General features: G+C 48.6%; 18 protein-coding genes. 15 read left to right on the top strand and 3 right to left on the bottom strand.

Annotated features, from left to right (window positions below; all coding sequences use genetic code 11):
* Positions 1 to 91: 91 nt before the first annotated feature.
* The 3 genes from NQX30_02695 to NQX30_02685 all read right to left on the bottom strand — a co-directional run bounded on the left by NQX30_02695 (position 92) and on the right by NQX30_02685 (position 5,533).
* Positions 92 to 1,999, bottom strand: coding sequence for a propionyl-CoA synthetase (locus NQX30_02695; protein MDM5147283.1), 1,908 nt, complete (start codon positions 1,997 to 1,999; stop codon positions 92 to 94).
* Positions 2,000 to 2,145: 146 nt separating this feature from the next.
* Complete coding sequence (locus NQX30_02690) at positions 2,146 to 4,968, bottom strand: tetratricopeptide repeat protein (GenBank protein ID MDM5147282.1); 2,823 nt, start codon at positions 4,966 to 4,968, stop codon at positions 2,146 to 2,148.
* Positions 4,922 to 5,533 (bottom strand): hypothetical protein, encoded by a 612-nt coding sequence (locus NQX30_02685; protein ID MDM5147281.1) that lies wholly within the window; start codon positions 5,531 to 5,533, stop codon positions 4,922 to 4,924. Before NQX30_02685 ends, NQX30_02690 begins: the two co-directional genes overlap by 47 nt.
* 264 nt (positions 5,534 to 5,797) lie before the next feature.
* On the opposite strand from NQX30_02685, the gene NQX30_02680 reads away from it, so the two are divergent.
* The 15 genes from NQX30_02680 to ftsA are packed head-to-tail and all read left to right on the top strand — an operon-like array spanning position 5,798 to position 21,526.
* Complete coding sequence (locus NQX30_02680; GenBank protein ID MDM5147280.1) at positions 5,798 to 6,253, top strand: hypothetical protein; 456 nt, start codon at positions 5,798 to 5,800, stop codon at positions 6,251 to 6,253.
* Positions 6,250 to 7,146 (top strand): 16S rRNA (cytosine(1402)-N(4))-methyltransferase RsmH, encoded by an 897-nt coding sequence (rsmH, locus tag NQX30_02675; GenBank protein ID MDM5147279.1) that lies wholly within the window; start codon positions 6,250 to 6,252, stop codon positions 7,144 to 7,146. The genes NQX30_02680 and rsmH overlap by 4 nt, the downstream gene beginning before the upstream one ends.
* Entirely contained in the window at positions 7,143 to 7,457 is a 315-nt protein-coding gene (locus NQX30_02670; GenBank protein MDM5147278.1) for a cell division protein FtsL, read from the top strand. Before rsmH ends, NQX30_02670 begins: the two co-directional genes overlap by 4 nt.
* On the top strand, positions 7,454 to 9,151 hold the full coding sequence (locus tag NQX30_02665) for a penicillin-binding protein 2 (GenBank protein ID MDM5147277.1): 1,698 nt from the start codon (positions 7,454 to 7,456) through the stop codon (positions 9,149 to 9,151). Before NQX30_02670 ends, NQX30_02665 begins: the two co-directional genes overlap by 4 nt.
* A complete protein-coding gene (locus NQX30_02660; protein MDM5147276.1) occupies positions 9,144 to 10,589 on the top strand; it encodes a UDP-N-acetylmuramoyl-L-alanyl-D-glutamate--2,6-diaminopimelate ligase in 1,446 nt (481 codons plus the stop codon). The genes NQX30_02665 and NQX30_02660 overlap by 8 nt, the downstream gene beginning before the upstream one ends.
* A complete protein-coding gene (murF, locus tag NQX30_02655) occupies positions 10,583 to 11,914 on the top strand; it encodes a UDP-N-acetylmuramoyl-tripeptide--D-alanyl-D-alanine ligase (GenBank protein MDM5147275.1) in 1,332 nt (443 codons plus the stop codon). The genes NQX30_02660 and murF overlap by 7 nt, the downstream gene beginning before the upstream one ends.
* Positions 11,911 to 12,993 carry a phospho-N-acetylmuramoyl-pentapeptide-transferase gene (gene mraY / locus NQX30_02650; protein MDM5147274.1) on the top strand — a complete coding sequence of 361 codons (1,083 nt, stop codon included), beginning with the start codon at positions 11,911 to 11,913 and terminating at the stop codon, positions 12,991 to 12,993. The genes murF and mraY overlap by 4 nt, the downstream gene beginning before the upstream one ends.
* Entirely contained in the window at positions 12,936 to 14,312 is a 1,377-nt protein-coding gene (murD, locus tag NQX30_02645; protein ID MDM5147273.1) for a UDP-N-acetylmuramoyl-L-alanine--D-glutamate ligase, read from the top strand. The genes mraY and murD overlap by 58 nt, the downstream gene beginning before the upstream one ends.
* Complete coding sequence (locus NQX30_02640; GenBank protein MDM5147272.1) at positions 14,299 to 15,399, top strand: FtsW/RodA/SpoVE family cell cycle protein; 1,101 nt, start codon at positions 14,299 to 14,301, stop codon at positions 15,397 to 15,399. Before murD ends, NQX30_02640 begins: the two co-directional genes overlap by 14 nt.
* Complete coding sequence (gene murG, locus NQX30_02635) at positions 15,396 to 16,454, top strand: undecaprenyldiphospho-muramoylpentapeptide beta-N-acetylglucosaminyltransferase (protein MDM5147271.1); 1,059 nt, start codon at positions 15,396 to 15,398, stop codon at positions 16,452 to 16,454. The genes NQX30_02640 and murG overlap by 4 nt, the downstream gene beginning before the upstream one ends.
* Positions 16,444 to 17,820, top strand: a complete 1,377-nt coding sequence (murC, locus tag NQX30_02630; protein ID MDM5147270.1) for a UDP-N-acetylmuramate--L-alanine ligase — start codon at positions 16,444 to 16,446, stop codon at positions 17,818 to 17,820. The genes murG and murC overlap by 11 nt, the downstream gene beginning before the upstream one ends.
* Positions 17,817 to 18,710 carry a UDP-N-acetylmuramate dehydrogenase gene (murB, locus tag NQX30_02625; protein MDM5147269.1) on the top strand — a complete coding sequence of 298 codons (894 nt, stop codon included), beginning with the start codon at positions 17,817 to 17,819 and terminating at the stop codon, positions 18,708 to 18,710. Before murC ends, murB begins: the two co-directional genes overlap by 4 nt.
* Complete coding sequence (locus NQX30_02620) at positions 18,703 to 19,599, top strand: D-alanine--D-alanine ligase (GenBank protein ID MDM5147268.1); 897 nt, start codon at positions 18,703 to 18,705, stop codon at positions 19,597 to 19,599. Before murB ends, NQX30_02620 begins: the two co-directional genes overlap by 8 nt.
* Entirely contained in the window at positions 19,596 to 20,273 is a 678-nt protein-coding gene (locus tag NQX30_02615; protein ID MDM5147267.1) for a cell division protein FtsQ/DivIB, read from the top strand. The genes NQX30_02620 and NQX30_02615 overlap by 4 nt, the downstream gene beginning before the upstream one ends.
* Positions 20,270 to 21,526: a cell division protein FtsA gene (gene ftsA / locus NQX30_02610; protein MDM5147266.1), complete on the top strand. Its 1,257-nt coding sequence runs from the start codon at positions 20,270 to 20,272 to the stop codon at positions 21,524 to 21,526. The genes NQX30_02615 and ftsA overlap by 4 nt, the downstream gene beginning before the upstream one ends.
* Position 21,527 lies beyond the last annotated feature (1 nt).

The raw sequence follows: 21,527 nt of genomic DNA, 5'->3' as shown, positions 1-21,527 counted from the left end.
ATTTTAAATATTTCTCAATCAATATTGCAGATTTTTTCGGTGCAACTGTTCGCTTTTTATTAATAAAAATTATTGCTGCATTGCGAGCACATTATTTATTTCCTGCTGTTTTTGGATATTCCAACTGCCGCAGCACCTCGGCAATCTCATCCAAAATAGCCGGATCATCTATCGTGCCGGGAACAACATAGTCTTCACCACTGGCGATTTTTCGCATGGTTCCACGCAAGATTTTACCGCTCCGCGTTTTGGGCAGACGCTTGACCACTGCCACTAATTTAAACGCTGCGACTGCGCCAATATCTTCCCGCACACCAGCAATCAACTCGTTACATATCTGATTTGCATCACGCTGCACGGTACTGTTGAGCACGACGAGTCCCAGCGGCAATTCACCTTTAAAATCATCAGCAACACCAAATACTGCCGCTTCTGCTACATCCGGATGACGACAAAGCGATTCTTCCATCTGGCCGGTAGACAATCTATGAGCTGCAACATTAATAACATCATCAATACGACTCATCACATGCACATAACCATCCTCATCAATCATACCGCTGTCGCCGCTAAGATAATAACCCGGATAAGCGGTTAAATAATTATCACGCATACGCTCAGCATCCCCCCATATGGTGGGAAATGTCCCCGGCGGCAAAGGCAGCTTAACGGCTAAATTACCCAATTCTCCCGCCGCTAGTATCTTCCCCTCATCATCCAGCGCTTGCAAATCATAGCCGGGCATTGGCTTACAGGCGGCTCCGGGTTTGGTAGGAAAATGTTCAATACCAAGCGGATTAGCAGCAATCGCCCAGCCGGTTTCGGTCTGCCACCAGTGATCTACTACAGGCACTTGCAAGTGCCGCTGTACCCAATCAATAGTATCCGGATCAGAGCGTTCGCCTGCCAAAAATTGTGCCCGCAATCGTGACAAATCATAATCACGCACCAACTCACCTTTGGGATCTTCTTTTTTAATTGCCCGCAACGCAGTCGGTGCAGTAAACATACTAACAACGTTGTGTTCGGAAATCACTCGCCAAAAAGCACCAGCATCTGGTGTGCCCACCGGTTTACCTTCGTATAGCACGGTAGTATTACGATTAAATAGCGGTGCATAAACAATATAAGAATGTCCCACCACCCAACCAATATCAGAAGCTGCCCAATACACTTCACCCGGCCCAACATCGTAAATATTAGTCATCGTCCACTGCAATGCCACGGCGTGCCCGCCATTATCGCGAACAATACCTTTGGGCTGACCGGTAGTACCAGAAGTATAAAGAATATATAACGGCGCAGTCGCCGCCACTGGCACACACGCTGCCGGTTCTATATCGGCGATAAATTCATTCCAATCTACATCACGCCCAGAGACAAGCGCACACGGTTGTTGCGGGCGTTGCAAAATCGCACAACCATCCACTTTGTGCGTTGCCATATCCAGTGCCTCATCCAATATTTTTTTATAGTCTACGATGCGCCCCGGCTCCAACCCGCAAGAAGTAGAAAGCATAAATTTTGCCTTTGCATCATCAATTCGTACCGCTAACTCTTTAGCACTAAAACCGCCAAACACCACGGAATGCACAGCGCCCAGCCGAGCACAGGCAAGCATGGCAAATACTGCCTCCGGCACCATAGACATATAAATAATAACGCGGTCTCCTTGTGTTATGCCGCACGCTTTGAGTGCACCAGCCAACTGCGCCGTTTTTTGTTGTAGATCGGCATAGGTATAAACGCGTTTTTCACCCGCCGCTGGGCTGTCATAAATAATTGCTGGCTGCTCACCATAGCCAGCCTTTACGTGACGGTCAACTGCATTTTCACAAGTATTGAGTTCGCCTCCCGTAAACCAGCGATAAAAAGGCGCATTCGTATCATCCAAAACTTTTTCCCAAGGCTTGTCCCAGACAATCCCCGTTGCGGCTTCGGACCAAAACGTCTCCGAGTCTTCCATGGACAGGTCAAACACATTTTGATAGGCACTCATATTTCTCTCCAAATATAATCCAGCCCATTATAACCTTGCTCCAAAAGCCATGAAGCCGTCGGTTTGTTTGTTAATTTTAACGCAGTCAATCACATACAACTGTACTGATTGAAAACATAACTACTGCCGATTTGAAATTAATTTCTTTATTCTGCTTGTTCGCGCAGTTCTTTGGCTTTTGCAAAGTCCTCATCCGCTTGTTTTTGTTTTCCAGTTGCTTGATAAGCCACTCCGCGATTATGATAAGCATCTGCCTCTTTAGGATTTAGTTCTATCGCCTTACTAAAATCTTTTATTGCTTCCTCATATTGCCCTAATTTAAATTTAGCAGCACCGTGATTATGATAAGCATCTGCCTCTTTAGGATTTAGTTCTATCGCCTTACTATAATCTTTTATTGCTTCCTCATATTGCCCTAAATTAAATTTAGCACGCCCGCGATTATGATAAGCATCTGCCTCTTTAGGATTTAGTTCTATCGCCTTACTAAAATCTTTTATTGCTTCCTCATATTGCCCTAATTTAACTTTAGCAAGCCCGCGATTATGATAAGCATCTGCCTCTTTAGGATTTAGTTCTATCGCCTTACTATAATCTTTTATTGCTTCCTCATGTTGCCCTAAATTAAATTTAGCAAGCCCGCGATTATGATAAGCATCTGCCTCTTTAGGATTTAGTTCTATCGCCTTACTATAATCTTTTATTGCTTCCTCATGTTGCCCTAAATTAAATTTAGCAAGCCCGCGATTATGATAAGCATCTGCCTCTTTAGGATTTAGTTCTATCGCCTTACTAAAATCTTTTATTGCTTCCTCATGTTGCCCTAAATTACCTTTAGCAGCACCGCGCTTATGATAAGCATCTACCTCTTTAGGATTTAGTTCTATCGCCTTACTAAAATCTTTTATTGCTTCCTCATGTTGCCCTAATTTAACTTTAGCAGCACCGCGCTTATGATAAGCATCTGCCTCTTTAGGATTTAGTTCTATCGCCTTACTATAATCTTTTATTGCTTCCTCATGTTGCCCTAATTTAACTTTAGCAGCACCGCGATTATGATAAGCAAGTGCATCTTTAGGATTTAGTTCTATCACCTTACTAAAATCTTTTATTGCTTCCTCATATTGCTCTAAATCAAATTTAGCAGCACCGCGACTACGATAAGCGCGTACGTCTTTAGGATTTAGTTTTATCGCCTTACTAAAATCTTTTATTGCTTCCTCATATTGCTCTAAACTACCTTTAGCAATCCCGCGACCACGATAAGCGTCTGCGTATTTAGGCTTTAGTTTTATCGCCTCACTAAAATCTTTTATTGCTTCCTCATATTGCCCTAAACTACCTTTAGCAATCCCGCGACTACGATAAGCGACTGCGTATTTAGGCTTTAGTTTTATCGCCTCACTAAAATCTTTTATTGCTTCCTCATATTGCTCTAATGCATCTTTAGCCATCCCGCGACTATGATAAGCGTCTGCGTATTTAGGATTTAGTTTTATCGCCTCACTAAAATCTTTTATTGCTTCCTCATATTGCTCTAATGCATCTTTAGCCATCCCGCGACTACGATAAGCGGCTGCGTATTTAGGCTTTAGTTCTATCACCTTACTAAAATCTTTTATTGCTTCCTCATATTGCTCTAATTTAAGTTTAGTAGCCCCGCGACTACGATAAGCATCTGCATCTTTAGGATTTAGTTTTATCGCCTCACTAAAATCTTTTATTGCTTCCTCATATTGCTCTAATGTATCTTTAGTCATCCCGCGACTATGATAAGCGTCTGCATCTTTAGGATTTAGTTTTATCACTTCATTAAAATCTTTTATTGCTTCCTCATATTGCTCTAATTTAAATTTAACAAGCCCGCGACTATGATAAGCATTCACATATTCCGAATCTAGTTTTATCGCCTCACTAAAATCTTTTATTGCTTCCTCATATTGCCCTAATTTAAATTTAGCAATCCCCTGTTTTAAATATTGTTTCGCGGTCAGCAGTTGATAATCAAAATCTACTCCATTGACTCTAGCAAATCCGTAAAAATCAGGAAACAACCTCTCTTCATCTAAGTTAGCCATTTCTTTTAATTCCTGTATTAATTTTTCTTTACTGTTGCCATCAATAATTATTTCTTTTGTTATGTCTTCGCTCGAAATATTCGGCTTGCCAAAAATAAAAATACTGTCTTGCTTTATAACTCTTTCACTGCGCAACCTTCCTGCCTCCCATTGCCAATATTTAACCTCTCCCTCTTCGTCCGTTACCGCCTTACTGCCATCGTTATTATCAAACAATGTCTCTATGTTTTCTTCTTTACTTTGCTCAAAAGAAAGTGTTCTTATTTTTCCAATATCGTTGTTCACCTCAAAAACAAATACTTTGCCGTCTGCCTCAACTTTTTTGCCGTCTGCCTCAACCTTCTCACTCTGTGTGGCAAACCATAAGGCAATCATGGGACTTTTTGTAAAGTCAATCAAAAGCGTTGCCGCTCCGTGATGTTGTAGCTTAGCTAATAATTCAAAATCATTTAATTCACCCAGCTTTTCATCGTAACCATGTCCCGTAGTTTTTGCTTTATTAACCAAATCTTCACTGTATTTCACAAGTTCTTGGTCGGTTACTATTTCTTTTTCCTTTTTACCAATTTTAATGCGCCGAGTAGCACTTGCATTCAATTCCCACTTTTCATCTTTTTGCCCACGAAAAACGTACTCCTCTTCATCACTATTACTTAATTGATTAATCTCAGTAAGGAATTCTGCCAGCGTTTCTACCTTCTCATTTTTGCCTTCTTCTGCCCGCGCGTTTACCTTCTGCTCTTCGTTTTCCTTATTTCCTATTTTACTTGCCTGCGATTTCTTGGTTTTATTCGCCTTTTTTCTTTTCTTACTCACCCTTACCACTCGTTTTTTTATATTCTGGCTACTTGCCAAAACTCTTTTCTGCACCATACCAGTGGAGAATTGCATCAATAGCACCGCGGCGCATATTGTATTCTTTACTCAAAAAATCCGCCATTTCGTCAATCGTTGCCTTACACAGCTCCGCCGCTCGGGCAAGCCACACATCCGGCTTTATCGCATCGTCAAGACCAATGTCTTTTGCAAAATAAAATTTAGTCGCCGGTCCAATCCCCGGCATGTTTTCTAATTCGCTAATCCCGCTTGCTTCTAGCCGTTTTTTAAATTCGGCAAATCCCTCCTCAGCAATAGCTTTGTAGCCATCCAAAAAAGACTGCCCTTGTTCATTTTGGTTAAAGGCACTCATCGCCGCAGTAAAAGATTGCATATTTGCCTGTGCCATGGTTTCAAAATTCTTAAACATGCCGGTCATATCGGGCAACTGCGGTACCGCCCACTGTGTGCCGTTGGCGTGAACCGCCCGCCAATAGGCTTCAAAAAAACCCGCCGGCGTTAGATTCTTAAATGCTTCGGGATTGAAATTATTTGCCCACTCCATCGCACCCGGGCAATGTTGCTCATAAAACTGCTTTGCCTCCTCAAACATTTTTTTCGCCGCTTTCGTATCCATCATAATTTGTCTCCTTTTTGGTCACTCAAATACTGCTGAAATAAATGCGCTTGTCCGCAACTATCTTGTTCATGTTAGCATGAAAAAAGCCACCAGCTAAACTATCAATACCTTTTTTGCTAAGCCGTTGTTATTTCTCTGATTGCCGCTTGTCATCGGTTAATTTGATAGATTTGCCGAGTGGTAGAAAAAGAGGAGTTGGTGGGAGTCAATATTCAATTCGAATAAATTGGGAAAATAGTGGGAAAAAATGGTAAATTATGGCTTATGGCTGACTCCCACCAAACTGGCACGGCAAAAATCAAGCTAGACGACAGAGGAAGACTAGCTGTACCCAACCGTTATAGACCTCTCTTGCAACGATCTGGCGGATTTTATCTGACCGCACACCCGCACGGCTGTCTGACAATTTATGATGCCGTCCGCTTTGCCTATATTCAAGAGCAGTTTGAACAACGCAGTAATCACTATCACGATACCACGCTAGAAGACATGATTATCGGCTGTGCCGAACAAATGCAGTTGGATTCAGCCGGACGCATTCTCATCAGCAACGGATTACGCGCCGAAGCCTGTATTGATCGGGAAGTGCGAATGTTTAGCCTGCCCGACAGTATTCGTATTTGGGACGACAAAATATGGGAGCAAAAGAAACTATTGATGGTTTCACGACTACAAGACGACACGGAGACATCGGAACTGTGGCGGAATGTGAAATTGTGACGCACCAAACCGTGTTGGAGCAAGAGGCGGTGACAGCACTGTTGACGCCACCAGTTGCTGATGGCACTTATATTGATGCTACCTATGGTGGCGGCGGACACAGCACGCAAATACTAAGCAAATTAACTGCTACAGCAACGTTACTGGCTTTGGATTGCGATGAGTGGGCAGAAAAGAATGCTGCGACCATAACCGATTCGCGCTTTGTTTTTAAGCGGAGTAATTTTTTTCATCTGCAAGAGATGGCAACAGAAGCCGGCATTGCATCAGCACACGGAGTATTGTTTGATTTGGGCGTGTCTAGCCCACAGCTGGACGTTGCCGAGCGCGGGCTTTCTTTTCAACGTACCGGACCGCTGGATATGCGACTAGACCGGCGGCAAAAAACAACAGTAGCGCACCTGCTGGCAACAGAAGATGAACAAACGTTGATTCATATTTTTAAAACCTACGGCGAAGAACCAGAAGCCCGCCGCGTGGCAAAAGCCATTTGCGCCAAGCGTCACGAAATTACCGATACCACCTCGTTGGCAAAAGTAGTCGCCGACAGCAAACGCTTACGCATGCCGGGACGACATCCGGCAACGTTGGTTTTTCAAGCCTTGCGAATGGAGGTTAATAGTGAACTAGCTAATCTGCGGCGCGGGCTGGAAGCCGCCTGTAAGTTACTAGCCACTCGTGGGCGATTGGTCGTTATTTCTTTTCATTCACTAGAAGACCGTTTGGTCAAACACTTGTTACGCGGCCCCGCTTTTCCCGGTGTGGGACGAATCAACCAGCTAAATATGGAAGCCGTCGGTAACCTGGTCACACCCAGCGAAGACGAAGTAGCAGCAAACCCGCGCGCCCGCAGTGCACGCATGCGAGTATTTGTCAAGCTGGCGGCACTGTGAGCGATTTTTATATAGAAAAACCAGATCGCTATTTGCGTCCAGTACTGTGTCTAGCAATAGCAGCAACGTTTTGTGCATGGGCAACACTGCAGGCAATGGAAACCCGACAGCTCACACATCGCCTCACGCACACATTAGGACAGTTACGTCAAGAGCAGCGCATTTTGCAAGATGAAAGACGCAATTTATTAGTGGAATATGCCACCGTTACCGATTATGGACAAGTGCGAACGGAAGCACTGCGATTGGGTATGATAGAGCCACAATTAGAAACTGACTCGCTGATTTTTCTTGCGGAGAACGCGCCATGATGCCGCTGCATTTAGAATTGCCGCCACTACGCTTGTCTGACTGGCGCAAAAAGTTTGTCATCTTGTGTGTTATGACGATTCTCGTAGTACCCGTCATTGCCGGAGCGTGGCGGCTATCTACCTTTGTTGTGCAGGCAAACGAAGAAGTCGCTCGCCGCTATCACTACTACGAACACCTCCCCGCTCACCGCGGCGATATCGTAGACGCAGCAGGAAACCCGCTAGCAGTTAGCACCGAAGTATACGAAGTCCGCGCCGATACCAAAGTATTAAGTGAACACGACAGTGTGCGGCTTCCCGCTTTGTTACCGCGTTTGGCCGAGGCGTTGCAAATGTCTGAAGAAGATTTGGGCGACAAACTCGCCAACGGCGGACGAGCAGTGCTTCTACACAAAGCATTGCCGCCAGTACGAGCACAACAATTACAAAATATGCACTTACTCGGCTTGCGCGTTGACTATACCAGCAAGCGATATTACCCACAGAAAGAATATGCAGCATCGGTATTGGGCTATACCAATCACGAAGATGTGGGGCGCGCCGGAATTGAGTTTATGCGTCACCAAACGCTAGCATCAGCAGCAGGCAAAGACAGTGGAATGCGAGCACGCAACGGCGTGCGCCTAACGCAAACCGATGTACAGCCAGCGCGTGCCGGTCATACCATCACACTTTCCATTGATTCGCGTCTACAGTTTTATGCACACGAAGAGTTACGCCGGGCCCTGCATCATCACGGTGCTGCCGCTGGTGCAGCGGCGGTAATGGACGCCCGCACCGGAGATATTTTGGCACTGGCAAGCCTACCGAGCTTTAACCCCAACAATATCAGTGGAGGCGGCAACAAAAAAAATCGCGCACTCACTGACGCAGTAGAGCCGGGATCTTTAGCCAAACCATTTGTTGTTGCCGCAGCCCTACAACGTAACTTGGCACGAGCGAACGAAGTGTTTCCCACCGCCAAGCCAATGCGCATCGGTGGCGTTATCGTTAAAGATTCTCACATTGACGAAGACTTAACAGTGAGCGGCATTTTACAAAAGTCCAGCAATATCGGTGCGGTGATGCTGGCAGAACGAGTGGGTAAGGAATCGTTGTGGGAGCTGTATCAACGGTTGGGTTTTGGCGGCGGCAAAGTGCTTGACATGCCCGGCGAAACCAAAGGTAGTTTGCGTTCGTATAAAAATTGGCGTCCGGCAGATTTTGTCACTCATGCTTACGGTTATGGTTTTTCAGTTTCACTTTTGCAGCTACTACGCGGTTATTCTGTTTTTGCCAATGACGGTGTACTGATAGAGCCGCGGCTAGAAACAGATTTGCCGCTACTATTGAGACAGCGGGTACTGTCCGCCGATGTGGCGCGGCAAGTGCGAACGATTATGGAAGGCGTTACACGTCCAGGAGGCACCGCCACACGGGCAGCAATTACCGGCTATCGCGTAGCAGGCAAAACCGGCACCGCCAAAAAGCACGGTCCAAATGGTTATTTAAACAATGTCTATCGCGCGTTTTTTATTGGTATTGCACCTGCATCACGCCCGCGTTATATCGTAGCAGTGATGATTGATGAGCCGTCAAAAAATGGTTATACCGGCGGCGTTGCTGCAGCACCGGTGTTTCGAAATATTGTTCGCCGCGCCTTATTATTAAACGGTATTGCGCCTGACATGGCGCCGGTATTTGGTGATGTTTGACGCCGCCGCTACTGTTCATAAAATGGGGGCTCCACTTACCGCACTAAGCTGTGACAGCCACCATATCCCACCAAATGCCGCTTTTGTCGCATATCCCGGCGACAAGGCAGACGGGCGAGACTATATTCCACAAGCAATTCAAGCCGGTGCGGCCGGTATTTTTTGGGATCCTGCCGATTTTTCTTGGTCAGAGACGTGGCATACACCTCATGTGGCAGTACCCGAATTGCGCTCGCGGACAGGATTACTCGCTAATTTTGTATATAACGAACCAAGTCAAAAAATGTTTACTGCTGCCATTACCGGCACCAATGGCAAAACGACAATTGCGCATCTTGCCGCATTGTTGATGTCACACAGTGGGCGACGTACGGCAGTAGTAGGCACTTTGGGGGCTTATCTGCCGGGAGAAATACCGCAACCAACTGGTAATACCACACCGGAAGCTATCGCTCTACAGGCGTTTCTGCAAAGTTTTTGTCAGGCAGGTGCAGAGGCGGCGATGATTGAAGCCTCCTCACACGGCATTGTCCAAGGACGATTGGCGGGCGTACAACTGGAGGCGGCAGTTTTTGCCAATGCCGGACGCGATCATTTAGATTATCATGGCGATATTGAGTCTTATCATCGCAGCAAAGCACAGTTATTTGAATCATCCGGACTACCACTAGCTATTCTCAATGCGGATGATGAATATTGTGCGCAACTAGCACCACAGTTAGCCGCAGCTGGTAAGCGAGTATTAACTTACGGACGGCGAGGTACTGCGTTGCGCCTACTTGCTTTGCAATCAGATGCAGACGGACAAACTTTAGAATTAGACGGCGATGATGGTTGGCGACGGGTATGGCTGCCGTTTGCAGGCGCACACAACGCTCACAATTTCATGGCTGCTGCCTTGCTCGCGCGAGCCGGCGGCGGTTCATGGGCATCATTTAGCACCGCTGTGCCAACGCTGCCAGAAGGGCGTTTGCAACGAATCAATAACGGCGGCAACACCGCCCAACCAGCGATATATGTGGACTACGCACACACACCGGACGCACTAACGGCAGCATTGGCAGCACTGCGCCAGCATGGTAACCGACTGTGGTTGGTGTGTGGCTGCGGTGGCGAACGCGATCGCGGTAAGCGAGCACTCATGGGAAAGGTAGCGGCAACAGCAGATGTAGGCATTGTGACTGATGACAATCCACGTGATGAAGAGCCGGCAGCGATTCGCGCTGATGTATTGGCCGGCGGTGGTGGTCGGTTGCAAGAGATTGCCGGGCGTGGTGAAGCAATTACTTGGGTAATTACGCAAGCAGCGGCAACAGATACCATACTCATCGCAGGCAAAGGACACGAAAATTATCAAGATATTGCTGGTAAAAGGCATTATTTTTCGGACGCTGACACAGCACAAACCGCTTTGAAAAAGAGAAACGGCACATGTTAGCCACGCTCACTCAGGCAGCACAGTGGTGCGGTGGCATACGTTGGGGAAACGGTGACCCCATACTCACCGGAGTTCGTATTGACTCACGCCAAGTGCGTAACGGTGATTTGTTTGTTGCTCTGCCGGGCGCACGCACAAACGGACACGACTTTATCAACGCCGCCACAGATCAAGGAGCAGCAGCGGTTATGGTGTCTTTGCCGTTTAATGCCGCACACAAAATTAGTGTCGGTCAACTAGCGGTATGTGACGGAGCAGCAGCTCTGGCGAGATTGGCCTCACGTTGGCGAGATAAATTTGATGGCACTATCATCGCAGTAACCGGCAGCAACGGCAAAACAACAGTTAAAGAAATGCTTGCCAGCATTTGCCGTGATGCCGCCGATGAATCAAGTACGCATCGCACAATCGGTAATTTCAATAATCGCCTAGGGGTGTCACTCACATTGCTAGAATTGCGAGCAACACACCGTTATGCTGTCTTAGAAACCGGGATGGATGCACCCGGTGAACTTACCGAATTAGGACAAATGGTGCGTCCACAAGTGGCAATCATCAACAATTGTCAGCGGGCACACATCGGCAATTTTTCCTCATTAGACGACATTGCCGCCGCCAAGGGAGAGTTAATCACTACCCTACCAGTAGACGGCGTAGCAGTGCTCAATGCCGCCGACCCTTATTTAAATATGTGGCAGCAACTGGCCGGCACGAGGCAAGTGTTAACTTTTGGCTTTCCCGGTGAAGGGGCAGATTTTTGCGGTGATTGGGATGGAAAACACTTGCAACTACCCAATGGCACGCAAGTTATGTTGCGCGTGCCAGGAATGCACAACGCCCGCAATGCGTTGGCCGCAGCGGCAGCAGCACAAGTACTCAAACTACCCGAAACAGCGGTGTGCACCGGATTAGAATCATTTACCGGCGTTGCCGGACGATTGCGCTTTATTCACCGCCGACAATTATTGATCATTGACGATTCCTACAACGCCAATCCCGATTCAGCTTTGGCGGCGATGGCCGTTTTATCCGATTGCGATGGCGAAAAAATTGCCGTTTTGGGTGACATGCTGGCACTGGGTAAGGCAGCAGATGCGGCGCACCGTCAAATTATTGATGCAGCACAACAAGCAAATGCAACCGTGTTTGCTGTAGGAGAACACATGCAGGCAGCGACGGGAAGCGGTTTCTCTAGCAAAGCAGCACTGCTAAAAGCACTTAATGCCCGACTAGATGCCGCTGAGGGACAAATTGTCGTGCTGGTCAAAGGTTCGCGCGGGATGAAAATGGAAGATATTGTAAGCACCTTAGAACAACGGTCATGATTTATTGGTTATCACAGCAATTGGTAGATTATTTTAGTTTTCTTAACGTATTTAGTTATGTGACCGTACGAGCAATGTTTGCGGTTATCACTGCTTTTGTTATCGGTTGGCTGGCTGGACCGGCATTTATTCGCCGCATCAAACTATTTGGAGGACAGCCGGTGCGTGATGACGGCCCTCAATCGCATTTACAAAAAAATGACACGCCGACAATGGGCGGTGTACTGATGTTGTTTTGCTTACTTGTTTCTTGCCTGTTATGGGGCGATTTGAGTAGTGGTCGCCTATGGCTAGCACTTGTCGGAACAATCCTTTTTGGTGCCATTGGCCTAGCAGATGACTGCAAAAAGGTATTTGCTAAAAATGCCAAAGGCCTGTCGGCACGCAGCAAACTGGCATTGCAGTCGGCAGTAGCGGCGGCAGTGCTCATAGTAATACTTTATACCAATATGATTGATGGTTTTGAGGGCATCATCATCCCCTACACCAAAAATATTGTCCTAACGCTGGGGACGGCAGGGTTTGTTATTACCGGTTATTTAGCGTTGGTCGGCGCTTCTAATGCCGTTAATCTGACGGACGGATTGGACGGATTGGCAATTATGCCCGTCATCATGGTTGCCGCCGGGCTAGCTCTGTATGCCTATGTATCCGGACATGCAGTATTTGCCGCTTATCTGGGGTTACCGCATTTACTCGGAACACACGAATTGGTTATTTTTTGTGCTGCACTCATCGGTGCTGGACTGGCGTTTTTGTGGTTTAACGCTCATCCAGCGGCGATTTTTATGGGTGACGTCGGCGCGCTGGCGGCTGGCGGCGCACTGGCGTTAGTGGCGGTACTAGTGCGGCAGGAAATCGTTTTTATCATCATGAGCGGAATATTTGTGATGGAAGCCGTTTCAGTTATTTTGCAAGTTGGCTCATTCAAACTCACAGGTCGGCGCATTTTTCGCATGGCGCCGCTACATCACCATTTTGAATTGAAAGGTTGGAAAGAAAATCAAGTCGTAGTGCGTTTTTGGATTATCTCGCTGATGTTTGTACTCGCTGGGCTAGCTGCCCTCAAACTGCGATGAAAGCACTGGTTGTCGGCATGGGCGTGTCAGGGCTATCCATAGCACGCTATTTAGCGGCGGAAGGTGCAACCGTGCTGGCGGTGGACAGCCGCCGTGAACCACCCTGTTTGGCTGCTACTGCAGCAATATCCGGTGTTAAAGCACAATCAAACACTAACATTGCCACGTGGCAAAAATCCGATTTTGACTCTTATGATTTAGTGGCAAAAAGCCCCGGAATTCCACTGTCACATATAACAGCTCCAGTAGAAAAAATAACTGGTGATGCAGCACTGTTTGCCGACGCGTGGCGCCGCAATCCGCCCAACACCACATTGTTGGCGGTGACCGGCACCAACGGTAAAAGCACGGTAACAGAGCTTAGTGCACAATTGTGTACCGCCGCTGGACGGCGCGCGGAAGCTATCGGCAACATCGGCGAGCCGTTGCTAGATGCGTGGCAACGCTGGCAACAAACTGCCGCACCCGATGTAGCAGTGGCTGAATTGTCTAGTTTTCAATTGGAAACGGCGTCAAATTTCACTTCCGATATCGCGGCGGTACTCAATATCAGTCCCGATCATTTAGATCATCATTCTGATATGGCGACTTATACGACAGCAAAAGCACAACTCTACCATCACGCCGCACGGCGTGTCGTGAATGCCGATGATACGGCTGTGACGGCGATGACGACGAGTCCAGATGTGACGTTTTCCGCTACCGAAAGGACGACGGCAGCATGGCATTTGACCGCTGATGCCATTGTTGGCGATGCTCGTTTTGCTTTAACAGAAATGGCAGCACCACCACATAGTGCATTAGCCGCTTTAGCATTAACCGACGGTTTGAGTCTTGACACAACGGCGCGACGACAGGCACTAGCCAATTTTTCGAGGCTACCGCATCGGCAGCAAATCGTTTCTCACATTGATAACGTTACCTACATTAACGACTCCAAAGCTACAAATGTAGCATCGGCTTGCTTTGCTCTGAAGCAGTTGTTGGGTAACGCAGTAATTATTGCAGGAGGTGATGGCAAAGGACAAGATTTCACAAGATTGGCAACGGAGGCACAAGGACGAGTACGACTCGCCGTTTTGCTAGGTCGAGATGCACTTCAACTACAAACGGCTTTTACCAACGTTGGCATTGCCACACAGCAAGCAAAGAACATGCCAGAAGCAGTGTTCATAGCGACACAAGCAGCGACAGCAGGCGATACGGTAATGCTTTCACCAGCATGTTCCAGTCTAGATATGTACACCAATTATGGAGCGCGCGGTGACGCTTTTATTTCGTCTTGTTTAAATATGGAGCATCGCTGTGCGACGCAGTAATGTTTTTATTGCACCCGTAGACGCTGGTGTGCTTTTGGCATGTGGTGCATTGTTAGCAGTTGGCTTGACGGCGCTACATTCGGTGTCTTTGGCGGCAAACGTAAATTGGGTCGGCAAACAGTTAGTAGCGGTAATAACGGCAGCAGCAGCAATGGCCATGGTGTTTTGCTGCTCGCTGTCATCGCTACGGCGACAAGCAAAACTACTAATGATACTAGTGCTGACACTGTTGGCAGCGGTGTTTTTGTTTGAGCCGCGCAACGGTGCTCACCGCTGGCTGGGCGGTGGTGGCTTGTCGCTACAGCCAGCGGAATTGTGCAAATGGACGTTGCTGCTGCTTACTGCAAGCTATGCATCACGGCCGCAATTTAAGCGGCATGCAATTAAGTTTGTTTTCCCCATATTGGGCTGGGCAATACCAACATTGGGATTAATAATATTGCAACCGGACTTTGGCACACTCGTACTACTGTCTCTGGTAGTACTGTCAGTACTATTTTTATCTGGTTTTGACTTACGAGCAGTGATGGCATTATTTGCCATATTTCTTATTATTTTAATAGTGCTACTATTGACGGAACCGTATCGTATGCAACGACTGGTAAGTTTTGTTGACCCGTTTAATGCCGCCGGTGGTTACAACCAAAAGCACGCCATTATTGCTTTTGTACAAGGCGGGCTTTGGGGACGTGGTATTGGTCGCAGCATTGAAAAGTGGGGCTACCTACCCGAATCACACAACGATTTTATTATTTCTATAATCGCCGAAGAGACCGGACTTCTCGGACTTTTAATTGTTTGCGCATTGATTGCCCTTTTGGTAATGAAAGCAATTAACATTGCCCGCCGAGCCGAGGAACGGGGTGAAATATTTGGTGCTTTGTACGCCTTTGGTTTTGCTGTGTTGGTAACGACACAGTCCGCTATTAACATTTGCGGTAACTTGGCACTACTGCCATCCAAAGGATTCACGCTACCCTTAGTCAGTTACGGCGGCAGCAGTCTGCTATCTATGGGGTTACTGGTCGGTGTGTTATTGCGGATTGATTTTGAAAATCGCCGTGAGCAACGTGGTGGCGGAACATGACGGCACGCGTAGTTATCGCCGCCGGCGGCACCGGTGGACATGTATTTCCGGCACTGGCTGTCGCCAACGAATTGCGGCGGCTAGGAGCCGAAGTGCGCTGGCTAGGAGCAGGTGGCATAGAAACGCAGGTAGTGCCACCACACGGCATATTGCTGCAAACAGTGCCGTTTCGCCCGCCATCCGGAATTTTAGGTGGACTGCGACTGCTCATTGCTGTCATGCGGGCAAGGAAACTTTTGCGTCAGCACAAACCATCAGTAGTGCTAGGAATGGGTGGCTATGCCGCCGTACCGGGGGCTCTGGCGGGAAGGCTACTCGGCGCACCATTGATAGTACACGAACAAAATGCCATTGCCGGTCGCGCCAATCGTTTGTTAAACAAATTTGCCCGCCGCACATTAACCGGCTTCCCTGATTCATTACCCAAAGGCGAATGGGTGGGCAATCCAGTGCGTGACAGTTTTTGGCATGTTACGCCGCCTTCTCCTGATACCAATTCGCCACTGCGGCTGCTGATTCTCGGTGGTAGTCAAGGCGCACAAGCACTGAATAGCATTATCCCGCAAGCACTCACGCAAGTACGGCGCGATTGCATAATCACGCACCAATGTGGGCGCGGACGCGAAAAATCCGTCCGCGACGCCTACGCCGCCACCGGAATACAAGCAGAAGTAACAGAATTTATTGACGATGTGGCGACATGTATGGCGGCGGCTGATTTGGTAATTTGCCGGGCTGGCGCAGCAACGCTGGCGGAAGCGACAGCAGCAGGAGCAGCATTGTTGTTAGTACCGTATCCGCATGCTGCATCCAATCACCAGTTAGCTAATGCACAGTTTTTCAAAAAAAACGGTGCTGCCGAGGTTTGCGAACAAATTGCACTGACACCAGCTTGGCTCGCTGACTTTTTACAAAAAACGCAAAAATCAACACTAGCAACATTGGCGCTCAAAGCACGACGGCTAGCACGAGCTGATGCAACGACGGTGGTAGCACAATGCTGTCTACATGAAGCCGGCGAAAAAAACATAGCGGAAACAAAACATGCGGCATAAAATTCGACATATTCATTTTGTCGGTATTGGCGGTGCCGGCATGTGTGGATTAGCAGAAGTCATGCAAAGCCTAGGCTATGCAGTGAGCGGTTCTGACACCCGTGAACAGCCTTCTTTAGTGCGGTTACGAGCAGCAGGGGTAACGGTATTTGTCGGTCACGCTGCCTCACATGCTGATAATGCCGATTGCGTGGTGTATTCTGGTGCTGTGCCAACAGACAATCCCGAACGAATCGCAGCGGCAGCACGTGGAGTCCCCGTTATCCCGCGGGCACAAATGCTAGGCGAGGTATTGCGATTCAAACCCGGCATTGCCGTAGCTGGCACTCACGGTAAAACAACAGTGTCATCTATGCTGGCAGCTATTCTCACCGCTGACGGTCGCGCTCCCACTTGCATTATCGGCGGGCTTTTACAAGGTAACGATAACGCACACATTGGCGGTGGTGAATTTACGGTGGTGGAAGCAGACGAATCGGACGCCTCTTTTTTGCATTTACAACCTGTGGCGGCGGTGATTACCAACATTGACAACGACCACCTGCCAGCTTTTGGCGGTGATATGGCAGAACTACAAAAAGCTTTTGCTGGCTTTGTCGCAAACTTGCCTTTTTATGGTGCTGCCATTATCTGTATTGACAGCCCGCCAGCAGCGACATTGGCCGCCGAATTATCGGCAGTACGAGTAACAACTTACGGTTTTGCTGAAACCGCCGATGTGCGTGTTATTGATGTACGAACAATAAACGCCAGCACTCACTTTACGCTCAATTTACCGGAAGGAACACAATCCATTGAATTGCGTGTAGCAGGCAGACACAATGCACAAAACGCTGCCGGCGCTTGTGCCGCCGCCCGCGAACTAGGCGTAGAAGCCCCTGCCATGGCCGCTGGATTACATAATTTTTCCGGCGTTGGAAGACGGCTGGAAACACATGGTGCGCTCACCATTAATTCTGGCACGGCGTTGCTGATTGATGACTATGCACACCATCCCACCGAAATTACTGCTACGTTAGAAACACTGCGCGATGCCTATCCCGGACGGCGGATACTACTGGCATTTCAACCACACCGTTACACACGCACTCGCGACGTATTTACGGCACTGGTTGATTCGCTTTCCTTGGCTGATGTAGTGGTATTGCTGGATGTGTATCCCGCTGGGGAGAAACCAATTGCCGGAGCTGACAGTGCGGCATTGACAAAAGTACTACAAACTCGTGGCACCATGGTGCATCCGGTTCCCGATTTGTCAGCGGCACAAAAAATAGTACACCGTTATGCCAAAGACAATGATGTGGTTATGACAATGGGCGCGGGCAATGTCGGTGCGCTGCCAAAACTTTTGTTGGAGGCCTCATGACAGTACTCCGCGGGCTGTGGAAACACGATTTTCCGATGTCGCAGCTAGCGTCATGGCGTGCCGGCGGCGTAGCGGAAGCGTTATTCATACCTGCTGATCTGACCGATGTCGGTACTTTTTGCCATGAAGATCCACGTGCAGGCAATGCGCTATTTGTCGGTCACGGTAGCAATTTGTTAGTACGTGACGGTGGCATTGGTGGTGTCGTGGTGCGCACTGCACCCGGACTGTGTGCCATGCGTCAAGAAGATGATTTGATTTATGTAGAAGCCGGCGTAGGCTGCCCTAAATTAGCAAAATTTGCCGCCGCTGCAGGTTTTGCTGACGCTGCTTTTTTTGCCGGTGTGCCCGGAACTATCGGCGGCGCGCTGTCTATGAATGCTGGTTGTCACGGTAGCGAAACGTGGCAACACGTGAAGCAAGCACTGGTATTTAATGACGGCAAGCGCGCCTTGCATGACGCGTGCGATTTTGAAACTGGCTACCGTTCGGTACGGTTCAAAAACGGTGATACACCGTTTTTTGCTGCTGCGTGGCTACACTTTGTTCAGGGAAATATTACCGTTGCCCGCTCCCGCGTGCGTGATCTCTTGCGTCGTCGAGCACAAACGCAGCCGTTAGGCGAGCCTAGTTGTGGCTCGGTATTTCGCAATCCACCCGACGGCACGGCAGCGGCAGCATTGATTGAATCTTGCGGACTCAAAGGACGAGCCATTGGTGGTGCAATGGTTTCACACAAACACGCTAATTTCATTGTTAATACCGGCGGCGCCAATGCTGCTGATATTGAAAATCTCATTGTGCTGGTGCAAAGCGAAGTAGCGGCTCAAACCGGCGTTATGCTCAATACCGAAGTTCGCATTGTTGGTAGGAAAAAAACGGATGACTGAAAAAACCATTTTATTATTAGGCGGCAATTCGCCAGAGCGCGAAATATCATTGATGAGTGGTGAAATGGTGCTCGCCGCCTTGCGCCGTCTTGATATAAAAACGGAAACTTTTGACCCAGCGACGCGCCCGCTGACCGATATTACCAATACCGACATGATTCGGGTTTTTAATATTCTTCATGGCGGCGCCGGCGAAAATGGCGAAATACGAGGAGCACTCAAAACTCTTGGTTTGGCGTGTACTGGTAGCGGCTTATTAGGCTCAGCACTGGCGATGGACAAACATCGCACCAAATTGCTGTGGCGTGGGGGCGGCATTCCTACACCACAGTGGGAACTGGCAACCGATGCCACCGATGCAGCAAGAGTGCAGGAAGCGCTAGGGTTACCTTTGTTTGTCAAACCTTCTTGTGGCGGCTCTAGCACTCACGCCGCTGTCGTGCGCAAGTCAGATGAACTGCCAGCCGCCATTGTCGCCGCTGCTTCCGAAGGAGCGCCAGCATTGGTTGAGCAATTTGTTGACGGCGATGAGTACACCGCCTCTATTATTGACGACACTGTCCTACCGCTTATTGGTATTCGTAGTGCCAAAACATTTTATGATTATCATGCCAAGTACGTCGCCGAAGACACACAATTTTCATGCCCTTGTGGATTGCCCGCAGAAAAAGAAAAACAACTCCAATCGCAATCTCTAAAAGCGTTTCAGTTATTGGGATGTCACCACTGGGGGCGAGTAGATTTCATTCTCACCAACTCGGGAGTACAATTTTTAGAAGTGAATACTATCCCCGGCATGACTTCACACAGTTTAGTCCCTGCGGCGGCAAAAGCAGCTGGAATAGATTATGATACGTTAGTGTACCGCATCTGGGAGAGCGCACAATGACACGGCGGCGGATTGAATATGCCTTACTGGCGATGTTTTTTATCGGTCTGCTATGGTTTGCTACAACGGCGGCAGTTATCCGGCAGGTACGTTTAGAAGGTGGTGATACCGCAGTGCGTGCCGCCGCCAATACTTTATTGCGCGATTTACGCGGCAACAATCTATTAACGTTAGATATGGTCGCGTGGCGTAAAAATTTGCTGCTTTTGCCTGCCGTCAGCGATGTACGCCTACGCCGTCGCCTACCTAACACGTTAGAAGTTACGCTTATGACTCGTCACCCATTAGCGGTGTGGAACAACGGTGGTTTAGTAGATGACAACGGACGTCGCTATGCCGGTCAGGCACAACAGTGGCTGCCAATTTTTACTGGTCCAGCAGAACGTGCTGCCAGTATGACCGAGTTTTATCACCACGCTGTCGCCGCACTTAGCCCATTAGGTGAATCTATTGCGCAGTTGCAAGTCGGTGACGACGGCGCTTGGCAGGTGTTTTTGGACGGTGGGCGGGTACTATATTTGGGACGTGATGCCCGTCAGGAACGGCTTCAACGTTATGTTGACAATATCGTCAAAGTACGACAACGTTTTGCCAACATTCAGGTGATTGACTTGCGCTACGAACGCGGGTTTTCCATTATCGTCGGCGATGAAACGCCAGAGGTCAAGACATGAAAAACGGTGATAATAAAACAACAACGCAAAAGCGCAGCGGACCAGCATTGGCAGCGGCGGATTTTGGAAGTGCCGCAGTACGAGTGCTAGTAGCAGAAGCGCCGGATGAACATTCCATTCGCCTGCTTGGTATCGGCGAAGCGCCGACCGGCGGCATTCGCGAAGGAAGAGTCGTCAATATTGAACAGGCAACAGCGGCGTTTGGCAACGCGCTCAAAGAAGCTGAAATTATGTCCAAATGCAAAGTGCAGTCAGTCTGGCCAGCGGTGGCAGGAGAGCATATCAGTGGCGTAAATACCACCGGCTCTACTGTTATCAGCGAGATGAGTGTATCGGTTTCTGACATCAGCAAAGTTAAAGCTATGGCGCGGGCTGAAGTCGCACCGCGAACCAACATGCGCGTTATTGCTACTTTGGAGCGCGATTATGAAGTAGACGGTCAAAAGGGTGTGCAAAAACCTCTGGGGATGAGTGGTCACAAATTATCTGGCGACATGCATTTGGTGCTGGCATCAGCCAATGTGCTTGCTGATTTAGAAAAATGTATGCTGCAATGCGGTGTAGAAGTAGAAAATCAATTTGTGTTTTCAGGGCTGGGGGCTGCGTGTAGCGTACTCACCGACGACGAAAAGCGTTTAGGTGTCTGCGTGGCGGATATCGGCGCCGGTACCACTGATGTAGCTGTGTACTCCGGCGGCGTGGTGTGCAAAACATTTTCTATTCCTATCGCTTCTGACGACATTCACAATGATATCGCCCACATGCACCACGCTTCCATGGAATCGGCAGAACGCGCTAAAAAACAAATCGGCTTGACCGGTGACGGTGGTGAATTTGTTTCACTATCGGAAGTCGGCGGCGACGGCGAAAGCCGGCAATCCATGCACGTGATGCGCGACACCATTAGCCACCGCGTAGACGAAATATTAGAAACCGTCGCCAACCGACTGGCGCCTTATGGCAGTGAATCGCGACCACTATCGGCTGGTGTTGTGCTGGTGGGCGACGGCGCTTTGATGCCCGGCATCACCGAAGCTGCGGCAGCAAAACTCAACATGCCAGCACGTGTAGGACATGCTCGCTATCGCGGTGAAAACCACGAGCGCGTGACAGCACCACGTTTTGCTACCAGCATGGGACTTTTAAGTATGGCTGCCACGCATCGCTATGAAAGCGCCCACCGTCGCCGACAAGAAGGTTTTTTAGCCGATTTTTCCAGCTGGTGGCGAAAGCTACTAACCGACAAATCATAAC

Source organism: Candidatus Persebacteraceae bacterium Df01 (genome assembly GCA_030386295.1).
GTDB classification, from domain to species: domain Bacteria; phylum Pseudomonadota; class Gammaproteobacteria; order Tethybacterales; family Persebacteraceae; genus Doriopsillibacter; species Doriopsillibacter californiensis.
The sequence above is the reverse complement of the archived record's forward strand: the minus strand, read 5'-3'. Positions and strand labels throughout refer to the sequence as shown.

Coding starts and splice junctions, on each gene's coding strand:
- NQX30_02695 (MDM5147283.1), bottom strand. CDS start 1,999: ATGAGTGCCTATCAAAATGTGTTTGACCTGTCCATGGAAGACTCGGAG.
- NQX30_02690 (MDM5147282.1), bottom strand. CDS start 4,968: ATGCAATTCTCCACTGGTATGGTGCAGAAAAGAGTTTTGGCAAGTAGC.
- NQX30_02685 (MDM5147281.1), bottom strand. CDS start 5,533: ATGATGGATACGAAAGCGGCGAAAAAAATGTTTGAGGAGGCAAAGCAG.
- NQX30_02680 (MDM5147280.1), top strand. CDS start 5,798: ATGGCTGACTCCCACCAAACTGGCACGGCAAAAATCAAGCTAGACGAC.
- NQX30_02665 (MDM5147277.1), top strand. CDS start 7,454: ATGATGCCGCTGCATTTAGAATTGCCGCCACTACGCTTGTCTGACTGG.
- NQX30_02660 (MDM5147276.1), top strand. CDS start 9,144: ATGTTTGACGCCGCCGCTACTGTTCATAAAATGGGGGCTCCACTTACC.
- murF (MDM5147275.1), top strand. CDS start 10,583: ATGTTAGCCACGCTCACTCAGGCAGCACAGTGGTGCGGTGGCATACGT.
- mraY (MDM5147274.1), top strand. CDS start 11,911: ATGATTTATTGGTTATCACAGCAATTGGTAGATTATTTTAGTTTTCTT.
- murG (MDM5147271.1), top strand. CDS start 15,396: ATGACGGCACGCGTAGTTATCGCCGCCGGCGGCACCGGTGGACATGTA.
- murC (MDM5147270.1), top strand. CDS start 16,444: ATGCGGCATAAAATTCGACATATTCATTTTGTCGGTATTGGCGGTGCC.
- murB (MDM5147269.1), top strand. CDS start 17,817: ATGACAGTACTCCGCGGGCTGTGGAAACACGATTTTCCGATGTCGCAG.
- NQX30_02620 (MDM5147268.1), top strand. CDS start 18,703: ATGACTGAAAAAACCATTTTATTATTAGGCGGCAATTCGCCAGAGCGC.
- NQX30_02615 (MDM5147267.1), top strand. CDS start 19,596: ATGACACGGCGGCGGATTGAATATGCCTTACTGGCGATGTTTTTTATC.
- ftsA (MDM5147266.1), top strand. CDS start 20,270: ATGAAAAACGGTGATAATAAAACAACAACGCAAAAGCGCAGCGGACCA.